The 14,184-nt window shown below is 71.1% G+C and carries 13 protein-coding genes; 6 read left to right on the top strand and 7 right to left on the bottom strand.

Annotated features, from left to right (window positions below; all coding sequences use genetic code 11):
* Positions 1-45 precede the first annotated feature (45 nt).
* Together IG86_RS0108410 and IG86_RS0108405 are read right to left on the bottom strand one after the other, a co-directional pair.
* Positions 46-279: a type II toxin-antitoxin system antitoxin gene (locus IG86_RS0108410; RefSeq protein WP_030658696.1), complete on the bottom strand. Its 234-nt coding sequence runs from the start codon at positions 277-279 to the stop codon at positions 46-48.
* The gene (locus IG86_RS0108405; protein WP_030658699.1) at positions 276-1,184 is read right to left on the bottom strand and encodes an SPFH domain-containing protein; all 909 of its coding nucleotides are present in this window, start codon (positions 1,182-1,184) and stop codon (positions 276-278) included. Before IG86_RS0108405 ends, IG86_RS0108410 begins: the two co-directional genes overlap by 4 nt.
* Positions 1,185-1,416: 232 nt before the next feature.
* Between IG86_RS0108405 and IG86_RS0108400 the strand changes: the two genes are divergently transcribed.
* Entirely contained in the window at positions 1,417-3,690 is a 2,274-nt protein-coding gene (locus IG86_RS0108400) for a transglycosylase domain-containing protein (RefSeq protein WP_030896012.1), read from the top strand.
* 91 nt (positions 3,691-3,781) lie between these two features.
* Here the strand turns inward: IG86_RS0108400 and IG86_RS38515 are convergent, their stop codons facing one another.
* From IG86_RS38515 to IG86_RS0108385, 3 genes are all read right to left on the bottom strand, one after another.
* A complete protein-coding gene (locus IG86_RS38515; protein WP_208864252.1) occupies positions 3,782-6,022 on the bottom strand; it encodes a SpoIIE family protein phosphatase in 2,241 nt (746 codons plus the stop codon).
* A 249-nt stretch (positions 6,023-6,271) separates the two neighbouring features.
* On the bottom strand, positions 6,272-6,991 hold the full coding sequence (gene fomD / locus IG86_RS0108390; protein ID WP_030896008.1) for a cytidylyl-2-hydroxypropylphosphonate hydrolase: 720 nt from the start codon (positions 6,989-6,991) through the stop codon (positions 6,272-6,274).
* Positions 6,992-7,103: 112 nt separating this feature from the next.
* A complete protein-coding gene (locus IG86_RS0108385; protein ID WP_030829738.1) occupies positions 7,104-8,507 on the bottom strand; it encodes a class II fumarate hydratase in 1,404 nt (467 codons plus the stop codon).
* A gap of 132 nt (positions 8,508-8,639) precedes the next feature.
* Between IG86_RS0108385 and IG86_RS0108380 the strand changes: the two genes are divergently transcribed.
* The 4 genes from IG86_RS0108380 (at position 8,640) to IG86_RS0108365 (ending at position 12,302) form a co-directional block, all read left to right on the top strand.
* Positions 8,640-10,142 carry a ricin-type beta-trefoil lectin domain protein gene (locus IG86_RS0108380; RefSeq protein ID WP_420894075.1) on the top strand — a complete coding sequence of 501 codons (1,503 nt, stop codon included), beginning with the start codon at positions 8,640-8,642 and terminating at the stop codon, positions 10,140-10,142.
* Between the two features lie 252 nt (positions 10,143-10,394).
* A complete protein-coding gene (locus IG86_RS0108375; RefSeq protein WP_053667180.1) occupies positions 10,395-10,796 on the top strand; it encodes a hypothetical protein in 402 nt (133 codons plus the stop codon).
* Between the two features lie 25 nt (positions 10,797-10,821).
* On the top strand, positions 10,822-11,790 hold the full coding sequence (locus IG86_RS0108370; RefSeq protein ID WP_157854794.1) for a hypothetical protein: 969 nt from the start codon (positions 10,822-10,824) through the stop codon (positions 11,788-11,790).
* Positions 11,791-11,891: 101 nt separating this feature from the next.
* Positions 11,892-12,302, top strand: a complete 411-nt coding sequence (locus tag IG86_RS0108365) for a peptidase inhibitor family I36 protein (protein WP_030829726.1) — start codon at positions 11,892-11,894, stop codon at positions 12,300-12,302.
* Positions 12,303-12,356: 54 nt separating this feature from the next.
* Here IG86_RS0108365 and IG86_RS0108360 read toward each other — a convergent pair whose 3' ends face one another.
* Positions 12,357-13,124 (bottom strand): glycerophosphodiester phosphodiesterase, encoded by a 768-nt coding sequence (locus tag IG86_RS0108360; protein WP_030829722.1) that lies wholly within the window; start codon positions 13,122-13,124, stop codon positions 12,357-12,359.
* A 53-nt stretch (positions 13,125-13,177) separates the two neighbouring features.
* On the opposite strand from IG86_RS0108360, the gene IG86_RS0108355 reads away from it, so the two are divergent.
* Positions 13,178-13,567: a hypothetical protein gene (locus tag IG86_RS0108355; RefSeq protein WP_030829719.1), complete on the top strand. Its 390-nt coding sequence runs from the start codon at positions 13,178-13,180 to the stop codon at positions 13,565-13,567.
* Here the strand turns inward: IG86_RS0108355 and IG86_RS0108350 are convergent.
* Positions 13,530-14,135: a hypothetical protein gene (locus IG86_RS0108350; RefSeq protein ID WP_037849289.1), complete on the bottom strand. Its 606-nt coding sequence runs from the start codon at positions 14,133-14,135 to the stop codon at positions 13,530-13,532. The genes IG86_RS0108355 and IG86_RS0108350 overlap by 38 nt on opposite strands.
* Positions 14,136-14,184: the final 49 nt, after the last annotated feature.

Below are 14,184 nucleotides of genomic sequence, written 5' to 3'. Positions count from 1 at the left end.
GCGGAAACGCGAAAACCGCCCCCGTGCGCGGCACGGGGGCGGCGGTCAGTCCGAGGGCTTCGGAGGCCGGCCCCGGCGGGGAATGGGGCCCGGGGCGGAGGGGAGCCGGCCGGCCTCGGCGAGGGCCCGGCGGAGCAGGAACTCGATCTGCGCGTTGGCGCTGCGCAGCTCCTCGCCCGCCCAGCGGGCCAGCGCGTCGTACACCTGCGGGTCGAGTCGCAGGAGCACCTGCTTGCGCGCCTGCCGGCCCGCCGGCTTCTCCTCGCCGGAGGGGGTCACTGGTAGAGGGTGCCCGTGTTGAGCACCGGCTGGGCGGCGCGGTCGCCGCACAGGACGACCATCAGGTTCGAGACCATGGCCGCCTTGCGCTCCGAGTCGAGGTCCACGATCTCCTCCTCCGCCAGACGGGTCAGGGCGAGCTCGACCATGCCCACCGCGCCCTCCACGATCTGCTTGCGGGCCGCCACGACGGCCCCCGCCTGCTGGCGCTGGAGCATCGCGGAGGCGATCTCAGGAGCGTACGCGAGATGCGTGAAGCGGGACTCGATGATCTGCACCCCGGCGGCCTCCACCCGTGCGTGCAGTTCGACCGCGAGCTTCTCGGTGATCTCCTCGGCGTTCCCGCGCAGCGACAGGCCGCCCTCCTCGTGCGCGTCGTAGGGGTACTCGATCGCGATGTGCCGGACCGCGGCCTCGGTCTGCGTCTCGACGAACTCGGTGAAGTCCTCGACCTCGAAGACCGCGCGCGCGGTGTCCTCGACCCGCCAGACCACGACCGCCGCCAGCTCGATCGGGTTGCCGTAGGCGTCGTTGACCTTCAGGACGGCCGTCTCGTGGTTGCGCACGCGGGTGGAGATCTTCTCGCGCGAGGTCAGCGGGTTGACCCAACGCAGGCCGTCGGTGCGGATGGTGCCGCGGTAGCGGCCGAAGAGCTGGACGACGCGGGCCTCGCCCGGCGCCACCGTGTTGAGGCCGCTCATCGCGATCACGGAGGCGAGGCCGAGGAGCACGCCGATGGCGATCAGTGCCACCTTGGCCCCGGTCGCGGCCGCCACCGCGCCGGCCACGACCAGCCCCGCGCCCGCGAGCAGGCCGGCCAGGCCGAGCAGCAGCGCCAGCCCGCCGCCCATGCTGCGCGCGGTGAACTCCCGTACTCCGTCTGGAGTGGCTATGTGATTCGTCATGGTTCGCCCCGTTTCTCTGCGCGCGGCCGGTCGGACCGCCTAGCAAAGTGATATCACTTTATTGCGCAATGGCAACCCATCCGCTTATCTGAGCGTCGGTTCCTGTGACGTGGGTGCTGATTCTCACGTCCGAAATGACCGGAATTCCTCCGAATTGACCAAAGTTTGTCACAGCCTGCGGTGTTAGCTTTCTGAGTTGACGTCGGGGGGGTAATCGAGCGGAGCGGGAGCGATGGGCCGAGCAGAAGTGCGTAAGGCGCAGCAGCGCGGTGCGCGGCGGGCGCCGAGCGGACGCGCGAAGGGCGCCAAGGGGAGCGGGGGTACCGGCAAGCGCACCGGCATACGCCGCTTCTTCACCTGGAAGAAGATCCTGGGCACGTTCTTCGCGCTGGCCCTGCTCGGTATGGGCGCGCTGGTCGGCCTGTACTTCTACGTGGACGAGCCGGACCCCAACAAGCAGGCGCTCCAGCAGAGCAACGTCTACAAGTACGCAGACGGCACGATCATGGCCACCAAGGGCAAGGTCAACCGCGAGATCCTGCCCATCGACAAGATCCCGATGGACGTCCAGGAGGCGTTCATCGCGATCGAGAACAAGTCCTTCCGCAGCGACGGCGGTGTCGACTTCAAGGGCCTGGCCCGTGGTCTGTGGAACACGGCCACCGGCCGCGGCAAGGCGGGTGGCTCCACGATCACCCAGCAGTACGTCAAGAACTACTACCTGACGCAGGAGCAGACGCCGACCCGCAAGCTCAAGGAGCTGGTGATCTCCCTCAAGGTCGACCAGAGCATGAAGAAGCCCGAGATCCTCGCGGGCTACCTCAACACGAGCTACTTCGGCCGCGGCGCCTACGGCATCCAGGCCGCCGCCCAGGCGTACTACGGCGTCGACGCGGAGAAGCTGACGCTGGAACAGGGCGCCTACCTGGCCACCCTCGTGCAGGCGCCCAGCCAGTACGACTGGTCGACCGCCAGCGACGACACCAAGAAGCGGATCAAGATCCGCTACGACGCGACGCTCGTCAACATGGTCGACATGAAGAAGCTGGACGAGACCAAGCGCCAGGGGATGAAGTTCGCGGAGCCGATGCCCCCGCAGCCCCCGATGGGCATGGACGGCCAGAAGGGCTACCTGGTCCAGGCGGCCGAGGCCGAGCTCAACGCCCAGGGCGTGGAGCGCAAGCTGATCGACGCCGGCGGCTGGACGTTCACGCTCAACATCGACCCGAAGAAGCAGGAAGCGCTCGAGACGGCCGTCCAGGAGGAGCTGGAGTCCAAGCTCGACCGCAAGAACACCAAGGATCGGCCCCAGGACCAGAGCGTGCAGGCAGGCGCCACCTCCGTGGACCCCAAGACCGGGCACATCGTCGCCATGTACGGCGGCACCGGTCTGAAGGACCACTGGTCCAGCAACGCCCTGCGCAAGGACTACCAGCCGGGCTCGACCTTCAAGCCGGTCGTGCTGGCCTCCGCCCTGGAGAACGTGTCGAAGACCCAGGACGGCAAGCCGATCACCCCGAACGCGCTCTACGACGGCACCAGCAAGCGCCCGGTCGTCGGCAGCGACATCCCGTTCGCCCCGCAGAACCAGGAGAACCGCAACTTCGGCGACCCGATGATGACGGTCCAGGACGCGACCAACTCCTCGGTGAACTCCGTCTACGCGCAGATGATCGTGGACGTCGAGCCGCCCAACGTGAAGAAGACCGCGCTCCAGATCGGCATGAAGGACCGTGAGGGCTGGCCCGCCGACAGGCCGGCCATGGCCCTCGGCACGATGAGCGCCAACACCGTGGAGATGGCGGCCGTCTACGCCACCCTCGACAACCACGGCAAGAAGGTCACGCCGACCATCATCAAGAAGGCCGAGCACAAGGACCGCGAGGTCGAGCCCGTCCAGCCGATCGGCACGCAGGCCATCAGCCGCCGTACCGCCGACACCGTCACCAAGGTGCTCACGGGCGTCGTCAACGACGAAGGCGCGTCCGGCAACAAGGTCCGCAGCAGCGCCTACGAGGCAGCGGGCAAGACCGGTACCACCGAGAACAACTTCTCCGGCTGGTTCGCCGGTTACACCCCCGAGCTGGTCACCGTGGTCGCGATCTTCGGTGAGGAGCCCGGCACCGCCAAGCAGGTCACCCTGACCGGCACCGCCGGCCTCGGCCGTCTGGGCGGTTCCAGCTTCCCCGCCACGATCTGGAAGGCGTACACCACCGCCGCCCTCAAGGGCGGCAACGCCGGCAAGTTCCAGCTGTCCGAGGCCGACATGGGCGCCGTGCAGACGCCGTCCCGCAGCGCCTCGCCGACGACCACGCCGAGCCAGTCCTCCAGCCCGCCGGCCGCCACCAACAGCCCGACGCAGTCCCCGACGACGTCGCCGACGCCCACCGCGACCAAGACGGGCCCGACGCCCACCGGGACGACGTCCCCGACGGCCACGGCCACCAAGACCAACGGCCCCAAGCCGCCGGACCCGCCGATCCTGGGTGAGCACCCGGGCAACTGAACAAGAGCGCCGCCCCGCAGCCGAGAAGGCTGCGGGGCGGCGCTCTTTCGTGTTCCCGACGGAAGCCGGAAGCCGGACGCCGGAGGGGCGGTCAGCGCCGCTCGCCGGCGCCCGGCAGCGGCAGTTCGAACCAGACGACCTTTCCGCTGCTGAGCCGGGTCGCACCCCAGCGGCGGGCCAGCCGGTTGACCAGGAACAGACCGCGGCCGCCCTCGTCGGTGTCACGCGCCCGGCGCTGGCGGGGCAGCTGCGGGGAGTCGTCCCCGACCTCGCAGCGCAGTACGTCCGTACGCAGCAGACGCAGCGTCACGGGCCGCTCCGCGTACCGGACGGCATTGGTGACCACCTCGCTGACCAGCAGCTCCAGCGAGTCGCTCAGGTCCTCCAGACCCCACCGGGTCAGCGCGCGGCGGGCGAACCGCCGGGCCCGGCCCGGAGCGGTCTCCTCCGGGTCCAGGAACCAGTACGCGACGTCACTGGGCGCGATGCCGTCGAACCGGGCCGCGAGCAGCGCGATGTCGTCGTCCCGGTCGCCCGGTCCCAGCATGTCCAGCACGTCGTCGCACAAAGCCTCCAGCGGCGGCGGATGGTCCAGGCCCGTCAGCTGCGCGGTCGTGGCCAGCCGCTCGCGGAGCTGCTCGATACCGGTCCACACGTCCCGCAGGCGCGACTCCACCAGACCGTCGGTGTAGAGCAGCAGGGTGGCCCCGGCGGGCGCGTCCAGCTCCACGGCCTCGAAGTCCACGCCGCCGACGCCGATGGGCGCCCCCGGCGGTACGCGCAGCACCTCGGCCCGGCCGCCCAGGTGCAGCAGCACCGGCGGCGGGTGGCCGGCGTTGGCGATGGTGATCCGGTGCGCGACGGGGTCGTAGACGGCGTACATGCACGTGGCCATGCGGTCCGAGCCCAGCCGCTGCGCCTGCTCGTCCAGGTGGTGCAGCACCTCGGCGGGCGGCAGGTCCAGCTGCGCCAGGGTCTGGGCGGTGGTGCGCAGCTGCCCCATGATCGCGGCGGAGGTCATGGAGTGGCCCATCACGTCGCCGACGACGAGCGCGACCCGGCTGCCCGGCAGCGGTATGGCGTCGTACCAGTCGCCGCCGACCCGGGCCGTCTCGGCCGCGGGCAGGTAGCGGGAGGCGAGGCGCACCCCGGTGGGCTGGGGGAGGCTGTCGGGCAGCATGGTGCGCTGGAGTTCGTCGGCGATGTACGCCTCGCGGCCGTAGAGGACCGCCTTGTCGATGCCGAGCGCGGTGTGGGTGGCCAGCTGGGCCGCGACCAGCAGGTCGTTCTGCTCGAAGGCGGGACGCTCCGGGCTGCGCAGGAACACCGCGGCGCCGATCACCCGCCGCCGGCCGCGCAGCGGCGCCAGGACCGCCCGGTTGCCGCGCGGCAGCGGATGGTCCACCCCGAGCAGCTCGGGCAGGGCCGCCCGGGCGCCGGCGGAGGACGCGAAGACGGGCCGTACGCCGCGCAGCACCTCGGCGAGCGCGCCGCCGGGCCGGATCTCGCACAGCTCGGCCGCGGGCAGGTCACCCTGCGGGCCGACCAGCGGCAACTGGCTGAAGTCGAGCTCGCCGGTGGCCCCCGCGGCCCCGGCGAGGTCCATCCCCGCGCCGATGGTGCTGCTGATGTCCGTCAGGTCGTCGATCGGCCGGAGCCGGTCGGTGCGGCGCAGCCTTAAAACGACCGGGCCGACGGGCCGCTCGTCGCCGACCGGCAGCGGGTCGCGCAGGTAGACGAGGATGGCGTCGGAGAAGGTCGGGACGGTGGCCCGGCACAGGCCGAGCACGATCTCGTCGAGGTCGATGCCGCGGGCGATCCGCCGGGTGGCGGCGCCGACGAAACGCAGCCGGTCCCCCTCGCGGCGCGCGGCGGTCGCGTCCGGGGCGCCCGCGCCCGGCACGGGCCCGCCGGCCCCCTGGAAGCCCGGTGCGCCGCTCCCGGCACCGGCGGCGGCCTGGCCGGCCCCGGTGCCGCGGGCGGCGTCGTGGGCGTCCACGGCGTCCGCGCCGTCCGAGGTGTCGCGGGGACGGGCGTTGTCGTGGTCCTGGCCCGGGCCGGAGCCGACGGCGGGAACCTCCGCCGACGCCGCTGCGCGAGGCCGGGGGAGCCCCGATCCCGGGCCCGCGGCCGAGCGCGCGGCCCGTACGTCGGAAGCCGCCGCGGCGGCCGCCGCGCCCGGCTCGGCCGCCGGGCCGGTACCGGCGCCCGCGGCATGCGTGCGTACGGCCTCGGTGGCGGCGATGGGCGCCTTGCCGTGGCCGGCCTCGTCCGTACCTCCGGCGGAGGCGACGGGCTGCGGGCCCTCCTGGGAGGTGGGGTACTCCGTCACGCGTGGAATTCCGTCCGTTTGCGCTCGATGTGCGCTGCACTCAACTCGGTCAGTCGCGGTATACCCGCTCAGCGGCCCGGGCACCATCGCCCAGAGGTTCCTCGCTCGAACTTCCTCGTGTGTCGACCTCCGGTCAGATCCCGTGTACAGAACGACACTTGCTGGTGTGCGGCCCGATCGCACCGTCCCGCGCGCGCGACCTCGCGGAGGACGATCCTACGGTTGACCCCCGGGGGCGCATCAAGGGTCTCATGAGGTCATATGCGCCGGGGTGCGGTCCCAGTCCTCGGGCAGGGCCGGAATCCGCCAGGCCGGATCCGGCCGCCAGTCCTGCCAGCCGGCCGAGAACGGAACACCCCATTCCTCGATCAGCGCGACCGCCGCGCGGCCGGCTTCCCGTACCCGCCGTGCCTGCTCACGGCCCATCAGACCGGACCGCTGGGCCTCGGCGAACTCGTCCTCGTCCAGCCACTTCCAGCTGCGGTCGGGGTAGACGGCGATGTCCAGGAAGTGGTCCTCGGAATCGATTCCGCCGGCCCATCTCGACCGCGGCTCCTCCAGGTTCACGTACCAGTTCTTGAACTGCCAGCCCGGCCCCCAGAACAGCCAGACGGACCACGGGTCCCCGGGCCGGGCCAGTTTCAGCACGCCGCCGCCGAACCAGCGTGAGCGCACGGTGGTGCGCGGCGCGGTGTAGCGGGTGGCCAGCGGCTCCTCGTGGACGGGGGTGCCGTCGGCGAGCACCGGCTTGACGCATTCGGTGCCCGGGGCCATCCAGACGGCGAGCATCTCGTCGGTGTCCTGCACCACCGTCACCGGGCGGCAGATGTGCACCGCGCCCTTCAGTCCCGGGGCGTGGTCGCGGTAGCGCCAGAGGATCTGGTCCCCGGGCGCCCAGCGCGTCGCGCGCGCGGAGTCGGTCGGCGCGTTTGGCGCCCGGCCGCTCCCGGGCTTGAAAGTACCTGTCATGCGCAGATCTTAGGGCGGGGGCCCGTACGCCCGCTGCGGTGCAGGTCACCAGGCGATTCGGGGACGACGAACGACCGGATCCGGCCCCCGCCCGGGGGTGCGGGAGGGGCGGTCAGGGACGCGTCATGCGCAGGACGTCCAGGGCCTCGTCGAGCTGCTCCAGGGTGAGGGCGCCGCGCTCCACGTAGCCGGACTCCAGGACGACCTCCCTGATCGTCTTGCGCTCGGCGAGGGACCTCTTGGCCACCTTCGCGGCCTCCTCGTAGCCGATGTAGCGGTTGAGCGGGGTCACCACGGAGGGCGAGGACTCGGCGTACTCCCTGGCCCGGGCCTCGTCGGCGGTGATCCCGTCGACCGTGCGGTCGGCGAGCAGCCGGCTCGCGGCGGCCAGCAGCCGGATCGATTCGAGGAGGTTCCTGGCCATCACCGGGAGCATCACATTGAGCTCGAAGTTGCCGGCGGCGCCCGCCACCGCGACGGTGGCGTCGTTGCCCATGACCTGAGCGGCGACCATCAGGACGGCCTCCGGGACCACCGGATTGACCTTCCCGGGCATGATCGAGGAGCCGGGCTGGAGATCCGGGAGGCTGATTTCGGCCAATCCGGTCCGCGGTCCGGAGGCCATCCAGCGCAGATCGTTGCAGATCTTGGTGAGCGAGACGGCGACCGTACGGAGCATTCCGGAGGTCTCCACCAGCGCGTCACGCGCGCCCTGGGCCTCGAAATGGTCGCGCGCCTCGGTCAGCGGCAGGCCGGTGGCGACGGCCACCTCGGCGATCACGGCGGCCGAGAAGCCGGCCGGGGTGTTGATGCCGGTGCCCACCGCGGTGCCGCCCAGGGGCAGTTCGGCGAGGCGGGGCAGGGACGAGCGCAGCCGCTCGACGCCGTAGCGGATCTGGGCCGCGTAACCGCCGAACTCCTGGCCGAGGGTGACCGGGGTGGCGTCCATCAGGTGGGTCCGGCCGGCCTTGACCACCTGGTCGAACTCGGACGCCTTGCGCTCCAGCGCGGCGGCGAGGTGCTCCAGGGCCGGTACCAGGTCGCCCGCGACGGCGGCGGTGGCGGCGATGTGGATGGACGACGGGAAGACGTCGTTGGAGCTCTGCGAGGCGTTGACGTGGTCGTTGGGGTGCACGTCCCGGCCGAGGCGCTCGGTGGCCAGGGTGGCGATCACCTCGTTGGTGTTCATGTTGGACGAGGTCCCGGATCCGGTCTGGAAGACGTCCACGGGGAAGTGGTCGTCCCAGCGGCCGTCCGCAACCTCGCCGGCCGCGGACCGGATCGCGTCGGCGACGTCCTGGTCGACCACTCCGAGCCGGGCGTTCACGAGGGCCGCCGCGGCCTTGATCCGGGCGAGGGCCTCGATGTGGGCCCGCTCCAGCCGCTGTCCCGAGATGGGGAAGTTCTCCACGGCGCGCTGGGTCTGCGCCCGCCACTTGGCGTGCACGGGCACCCGGACGTCGCCCATGGAGTCGTGCTCGGTCCGGAACCCGTCGGCCTGTTGATCGTCTGTCATGTCTGTTGCCTCCTCAAAAAGTTGAGCAATTCTCTTGTTGCAAGTGTTCCCAACTCCCCTACTGGCCAGTAAATACCGTGGGTAACACTGACATCCGGGGAGGCGTCCATGGCACGTGCCCGTACGAAACCCATGCTCAGATCTACCTTCGCCGCCGTCGCGGCGATCGCGGCCGCCCTGGGGGGCGTCACCGCCGTCACCCCCATGGCCCAGGCGGCCACCACCACCGGCGTCGTCACACCCCTCCCGCCCGAGCTGGAGGCGATCCGCGCCGCCGAAGCCGTCAAGATCTACGGCGACCCGGCCGTGCGCCCGCAGGCCGACCGCAGGACCGGCCTGATCTCGCTGGGCGACAGCGAGATCTCGGGCGAGGGCGTCGGCAACTACGACCCGGCGACCAACACACCGAACAACCAGTGCCACCGCTCGCCCGACGCGGCGATCCACCGCACCGGCATCCCGGCCGACCTCACCTTCAACGTCGCCTGCTCCGGCGGCTACACCGGAAACATCAGGATCGGCGGCAGCAAGCAGTACGCCGACGAGCTGGTGCAGAGCGACAACCTCGCCATCAAGGCCCGCAACACCAGGATCAAGATGGTCCTGCTGGTCGCCGGAGCCAACGACGACCTTCAGTTCGGCCCCGTCATGACCGACTGCGTGACCCGCTGGGTCCTCAGCCAGGGCACCTGCGAGCCCAAGTACGCCCCCGGCTGGCAGGCCCGCGTCGACGGCCTGAAGCCCAAGGTCGAAGCCACGGTCGCCGACCTCAGGACGGTCATGCGCGACGCCGGCTACGCCGACGCCGACTACAAGCTCGTCGTGATGGGCTACCCCAGCCCCATCGGCCCCGACTTCCACGACAACCCCGGCTTTCCCGGAAAGCTGCCCGGCGGCTGCGCCGGCTACGACTCGGACGCCACCTGGGGCCGCAACTACGCGGTACCCACCTTCGAGAAGGGCATGCGCGCGGCGGCCCTGGCCTCCGGCGCGGTCTACCTCGACAACTCGCGGCTCTTCCACGGCCACGCGGTGTGCATGGAGGACACCTGGGCCCGCGGGCTCTACCTGGACCTCGGGGACCACTTCCCGTGGGACGAGAACACCGCCCGCCAGTCCTTCCACCCCAACTACCGCGGACACGGCGCCTTCGCGTCCTGCCTGACCCAGCTCTACGACTCGGGCCTGCGCGAGGCCTCCTGCGCCGACCCCGCCAGCACCGGCACGCCCGTCCTCCAGGCCGGGGCCTGGGACGACAAGTTCAAGCCGCTCAAGAACGAGGCCACCGGCAACTGCCTCGACTCCTTCGGCGGCTCCAGCGCCAACGAGACCAAGATCGTGGGCTGGGACTGCCACAACGGCCGCAACCAGGGCTGGTGGTACGACACCGCCCGCAAGTCCGTCCACATCGAACTGACCCAGGACCGCTGCCTCGACGCCCCCGGCGCCAACTACGGCCCCGGCACCGGCCTGATCATCTGGAACTGCCACGGCGGAGCCAACCAGCGGTTCGTCCGCGACGGCGCCACCCTGCGGCCCGCCGCCGCCCCGGGCATGTGCCTGACCGTGGCCGCCGCCCACGACCCGCTGCGCCTCCAGGCCTGCAACGGATCCGCGAACCAGCGCTTCGCATAAACCGCCCCGCTCCACCCGATCCCCCCACGCCCGGCCGGCGCACCCCGGCCGGGTGTATTTATGCGCGGCTTTAGTGTCGCATTACGCACGCCTTATGCGCGGCTTTAGCCATGGCCGAAAACGCGCCAGTCGATAAGTTATCGGGTGTCCTTTTCCCTATTCCGTGCATACGATCTCGGCGTTGTCGCACTGCGGGGGGTCTGACCGTCCCCCGTGAGTGCCATCCAAGGGGGGATTGCTTTCATGAAGTCCATGCGTGCTGCCGTAGCGGCGCTCGCGACGTCCGGGGTGCTGGTTCTCGCGCTGCCGTCCGTGGCCCAGGCGGAGCCCACCGGCCGGTGCTATCCGGAAATGGCCTGCCTGTACTACAACTCGAACCAGGCGGGCGCTCTGGCGCAGATGTACCACATCGAGAACTACCCGGCGTACCTGTTCACGGGAACGTTCAACCGCGGCACCGGAAACGGGGACACGGAGCTGCTCAAGAACAACGCCGCCTCTGCGGACAGCCGCTATTGGAACCAGGCGGTTCGCGTTCACTTCAACAGCTGGTACAAGGGCCCCTACGACGTGGTCGAGCCTCAGACGAGGCGGAATCTGAACGCGACGTACAACAACAATGCGTCCTGGAACTACCACCCGAACGGCGTCTGAGGACCGAGAGAGAATGCTGAGCGAAATGAACATGAAGCGCACTCGTATTTCCCTCCTCGCGATGGCCGTGGCCTCCGGAGCGGTGATGGCGGGCTACGCGGCCTCCGCCGGTACGGACGCCGACGCCGCAGGCGGCGACGCGACGTCGATCGCCGGTTCCGCCAAGGTCCGCACCCTGCCCATCGAGCAGTACCTGCCGACGCCCGCGGAGTTCGCGAAGCTGAGCCAGGCCGGCGGGAAGCTCCAGCAGAAGTGCATGCAGGGCCTCGGCTTCGCCTCCTTCCAGGCGCCCGAGCAGGGCCCGGCCGACCCGCGCGAGACCTTCACCGACCTGCGGTACGGCACGGTCGACGCCGCCCAGGCGGCCCGCACCGGCTACAAGCCGGCGTTCGTCGCGGCCCGGCAGAACGCCAAGGCGGGCGGCCCGGCCGCGGCCGCCGCGGCCGACGGCCCGGCCCCCTCCGCGGCGGTCGAGCCCGTGCTGAACGACGCCGAGTGGCTCGCGATGACGGGCACCACCAAGGAGGCCGGCGACCTCGCCAAGGCCAAGCAGGCGGCGCCGAGCCAGGTCCAGGGCAAGGACATCCCGCCGGGCGGCTGCATCGCCGAGTCCACGCGCACCCTCACGGGCGGCGGCGAGCAGCTGTACGCCGACCTCGCCCAGGACATCAACGGCCAGTCCTACAAGGAGTCCGTCAAGGACTCCCGCGTCACCAAGGCCTTCGCGGCCTGGTCCGCCTGCATGAAGGGCAAGGGGTACTCCTACAAGGACCCGATGCAGGCCAACGACGACCCGAAGTTCGCCGTGCCGACGGTCTCCGCGGAGGAGATCGCCGTCGCCACCGCGGACGTGGCCTGCAAGAACGAGACGAAGCTCGTCGACGTGTGGCACGGGGCCGAGGCGCAGATCCAGCAGAAGATGATCAACGCCAAGGCGAAGGAGATGGACGCCATCAAGAAGGCGAAGCAGACCGCCCTGGCCCACGTCCAGTAGCAGCCCGCCACCCGCCACCCGCTGAGGTCCGCGCGTCCGCTGCGGTCCGCCCGGCTCCGCCACCCGGAGCCGGGCACCCACCATCTAGGGGGATCACTTCCATGAAGTCCATGCGTGCTGCCGTCGCGGCGGTCGCAGCCTCCGGAGTGCTGGTCATGGCACTGCCGACCGCGGCCGAGGCGGCGCCCACCCAGCGCTGCTACCCGGGCCTCGCCTGCGTCTACTTCAACTCCAACCAGGCCGGCGCCGTCGCCACGATGAACCACATCGACGGCATGCCGTCCTGGGACTTCGCCGGCGTGTTCAGCCCGGGCACCGGCAACGGCGCGGGCCAGCAGATCAAGAACAACGCGGCTTCGGCCGACAGCCGTTACGCTACCCAGGCCGTCCGGGTGCACTACAACAGCTGGTACAAGGGCCCCTACGACGTGGTCACCGCCCAGTCGAAGCGGAACCTCTCCGTGACGTACAACAACAACGCGTCCTGGAACTACCACCCGAACCCCAGCTGAGCGGGACGAGGTGATCCGGCCCGGCTCCGCACCGAGGAGCCGGGCCGGCCGTGTCTACTCCGCCTCCAGCTGTGCGCGCACCTCGCGCGGCCGGTTGGTGATCAGGGTGTCCACGCCGAGGCGCAGGCACAGCTCCACGTCCTCCGGTTCGTCCACCGTCCACACCCGCACCCGCAGCCCCTTCGCCTTGAGCCGGGCCACCAGCCCCGGGTCCTTGCGCACCAGGTCGATGCCCGGTCCGGCGTGCCCGGCGAACGGCGGCCGGGCCGGCCGCAGCCGCCGCTCGATCAGGTAGACGGCCGGCAGACCGGGCGCCAGCCGGTTCAGCCTGATCAGGGCGTTGCGGGAGAAGCTCATCACCTCGACCAGGCCCGCCGAGCCGTCGGCCAGCCCGTGGTCCTTCAGCACCCGCACGAGCTCGGCCTCCAGCCGGCCGCCCGCCCGGGTGGGGTGCTTGGTCTCGACCGCCAGCCCGACGGGCCGGTCGGCGGCCAGCGCCTCCTTCAGCAGGTCCTCGAAGAGCAGCACCTGCGCCCCGCGGTGCTCCTCGCCCTTCCAGCTGCCGAAGTCCAGGGCGGACAGCTCCTCGTACGTCATCTCCGACACCACCCCGCGCCCGTCCGAGGTCCGCTCCACGCGCCGGTCGTGCACACAGACCAGCTTGTGGTCGGCGGTCAGCCGTACGTCGCATTCGAGGGCGTCGGCACCGTCCGCGATGGCCTGCCGGTAGGCGGCCAGGGTGTGCTCGGGATGCTCGTGTGAGGCCCCGCGATGGGCGACGACCCGGACGGCGCGGTCGGTACGGAGCTGCGTGTGCGTCATGCCCCCGACGTTATCCGCATGCGCGGAACGCCCCGCTACCGCATGCTGCCCGGATGGCGGAACAGCACATGTACGCGTGGACGCACTGCGGCCCCTGCGAGGACTGCGTCGAGGAGGACTGGCAGCTCGTCCGGGACGGCGAGCTGCGCTGGGAGTCGAACGCGCACTGCCCGTGCTGCGGCCAAGCATGCGACCGAGGCGCAGGCGTACCGCCGCCGCGGGTGCGGGAGCGCATCCTCGCCCGGGAGGGATCCGTCCACCTGGCGGTCGGCGGTCCCGACGGCGTGCCGATCGCGTTGCTGCGCCGCGTGTACGGGCTGAGCCTCGCCGAGGTCGTGGCCGCACGGGCCGAGGGGTACCGGGCCACCCCCGTTGAGGCCCGGTACCTGACGGCCGTGGGCGGTGCTACGGCTGCGGGCGAGGGGACAGCGGGGCCGGGGTGACCTTGAAGCCGCCCCTGGTGACCTCGGTGAAGGGGGCCGGGGCCATGCAGGTGCCCACCGTCGGCTCGGCGACCGAGCCGTCGGGCTTGGCGTCGACGTTCACGATGCCCCAGGAGAAGCCGACGCGGTCGGGCGCGCCGCGCTCGCCGTCCTGGACGCTCAGGCCGATCCGCTTGCCCTCCCAGCCGACGTTCGAGCTCTTGACCACCGCGGTGATCGTGGCCGTCCTGCCGCCCGTGACCATGCAGTCCACCTCGGCCTCGGCGACGCCGGTGAAGTTCTGGTCCGGCATCGCGTGGTAGACGGTCACCCGGCCGCGCGCGTCCGTCGGCAGACCGCGCTCCAGGTTCTCGCCCTTCAGCGGCCTGCTCCACGGCACCGACTCCGCGTCGACCGTGAAGCGGATGTCGTGCGAGGCGGGCACGTAGGGATAGCGCACCGTGCCGCCCCCGTGTACCGAGGCGACCTTCGGCGCGGCCGGCGCCGCCGGGGCGGGGGCGGCCGCCACCAAGGTGCCCAGCAGGGCGGCGGATCCGGCGACGGCCAGGGCGCGCGTACGGCTCTTCATCGTGAACTCCCGTGTCAGCAAGGACTGTTCGGCTACGGGAAAAGCCTCG

This window comes from Streptomyces virginiae (genome assembly GCF_000720455.1).
In the GTDB taxonomy this organism is placed as follows: Bacteria; Actinomycetota; Actinomycetes; order Streptomycetales; family Streptomycetaceae; genus Streptomyces; species Streptomyces virginiae.
Note: the sequence above shows the minus strand (reverse complement) of the source record. Positions and strands in the feature narration are given on the sequence as shown.

Excerpts from the sequence above, each read along its gene's own strand:
- IG86_RS0108370 (WP_157854794.1), top strand. The coding sequence starts at position 10,822 with ATGAACATGAAGCGCACTCGTATTTCCCTCCTCGCGATGGCCGTGGCC.
- IG86_RS0108350 (WP_037849289.1), bottom strand. The coding sequence starts at position 14,135 with ATGAAGAGCCGTACGCGCGCCCTGGCCGTCGCCGGATCCGCCGCCCTG.
- IG86_RS0108385 (WP_030829738.1), bottom strand. The coding sequence starts at position 8,507 with ATGACAGACGATCAACAGGCCGACGGGTTCCGGACCGAGCACGACTCC.
- IG86_RS0108400 (WP_030896012.1), top strand. The coding sequence starts at position 1,417 with ATGGGCCGAGCAGAAGTGCGTAAGGCGCAGCAGCGCGGTGCGCGGCGG.
- IG86_RS0108355 (WP_030829719.1), top strand. The coding sequence starts at position 13,178 with ATGGCGGAACAGCACATGTACGCGTGGACGCACTGCGGCCCCTGCGAG.
- IG86_RS0108405 (WP_030658699.1), bottom strand. The coding sequence starts at position 1,184 with ATGACGAATCACATAGCCACTCCAGACGGAGTACGGGAGTTCACCGCG.
- IG86_RS0108375 (WP_053667180.1), top strand. The coding sequence starts at position 10,395 with ATGCGTGCTGCCGTAGCGGCGCTCGCGACGTCCGGGGTGCTGGTTCTC.
- IG86_RS0108360 (WP_030829722.1), bottom strand. The coding sequence starts at position 13,124 with ATGACGCACACGCAGCTCCGTACCGACCGCGCCGTCCGGGTCGTCGCC.
- IG86_RS0108380 (WP_420894075.1), top strand. The coding sequence starts at position 8,640 with ATGCTCAGATCTACCTTCGCCGCCGTCGCGGCGATCGCGGCCGCCCTG.
- fomD (WP_030896008.1), bottom strand. The coding sequence starts at position 6,991 with ATGACAGGTACTTTCAAGCCCGGGAGCGGCCGGGCGCCAAACGCGCCG.
- IG86_RS0108365 (WP_030829726.1), top strand. The coding sequence starts at position 11,892 with ATGAAGTCCATGCGTGCTGCCGTCGCGGCGGTCGCAGCCTCCGGAGTG.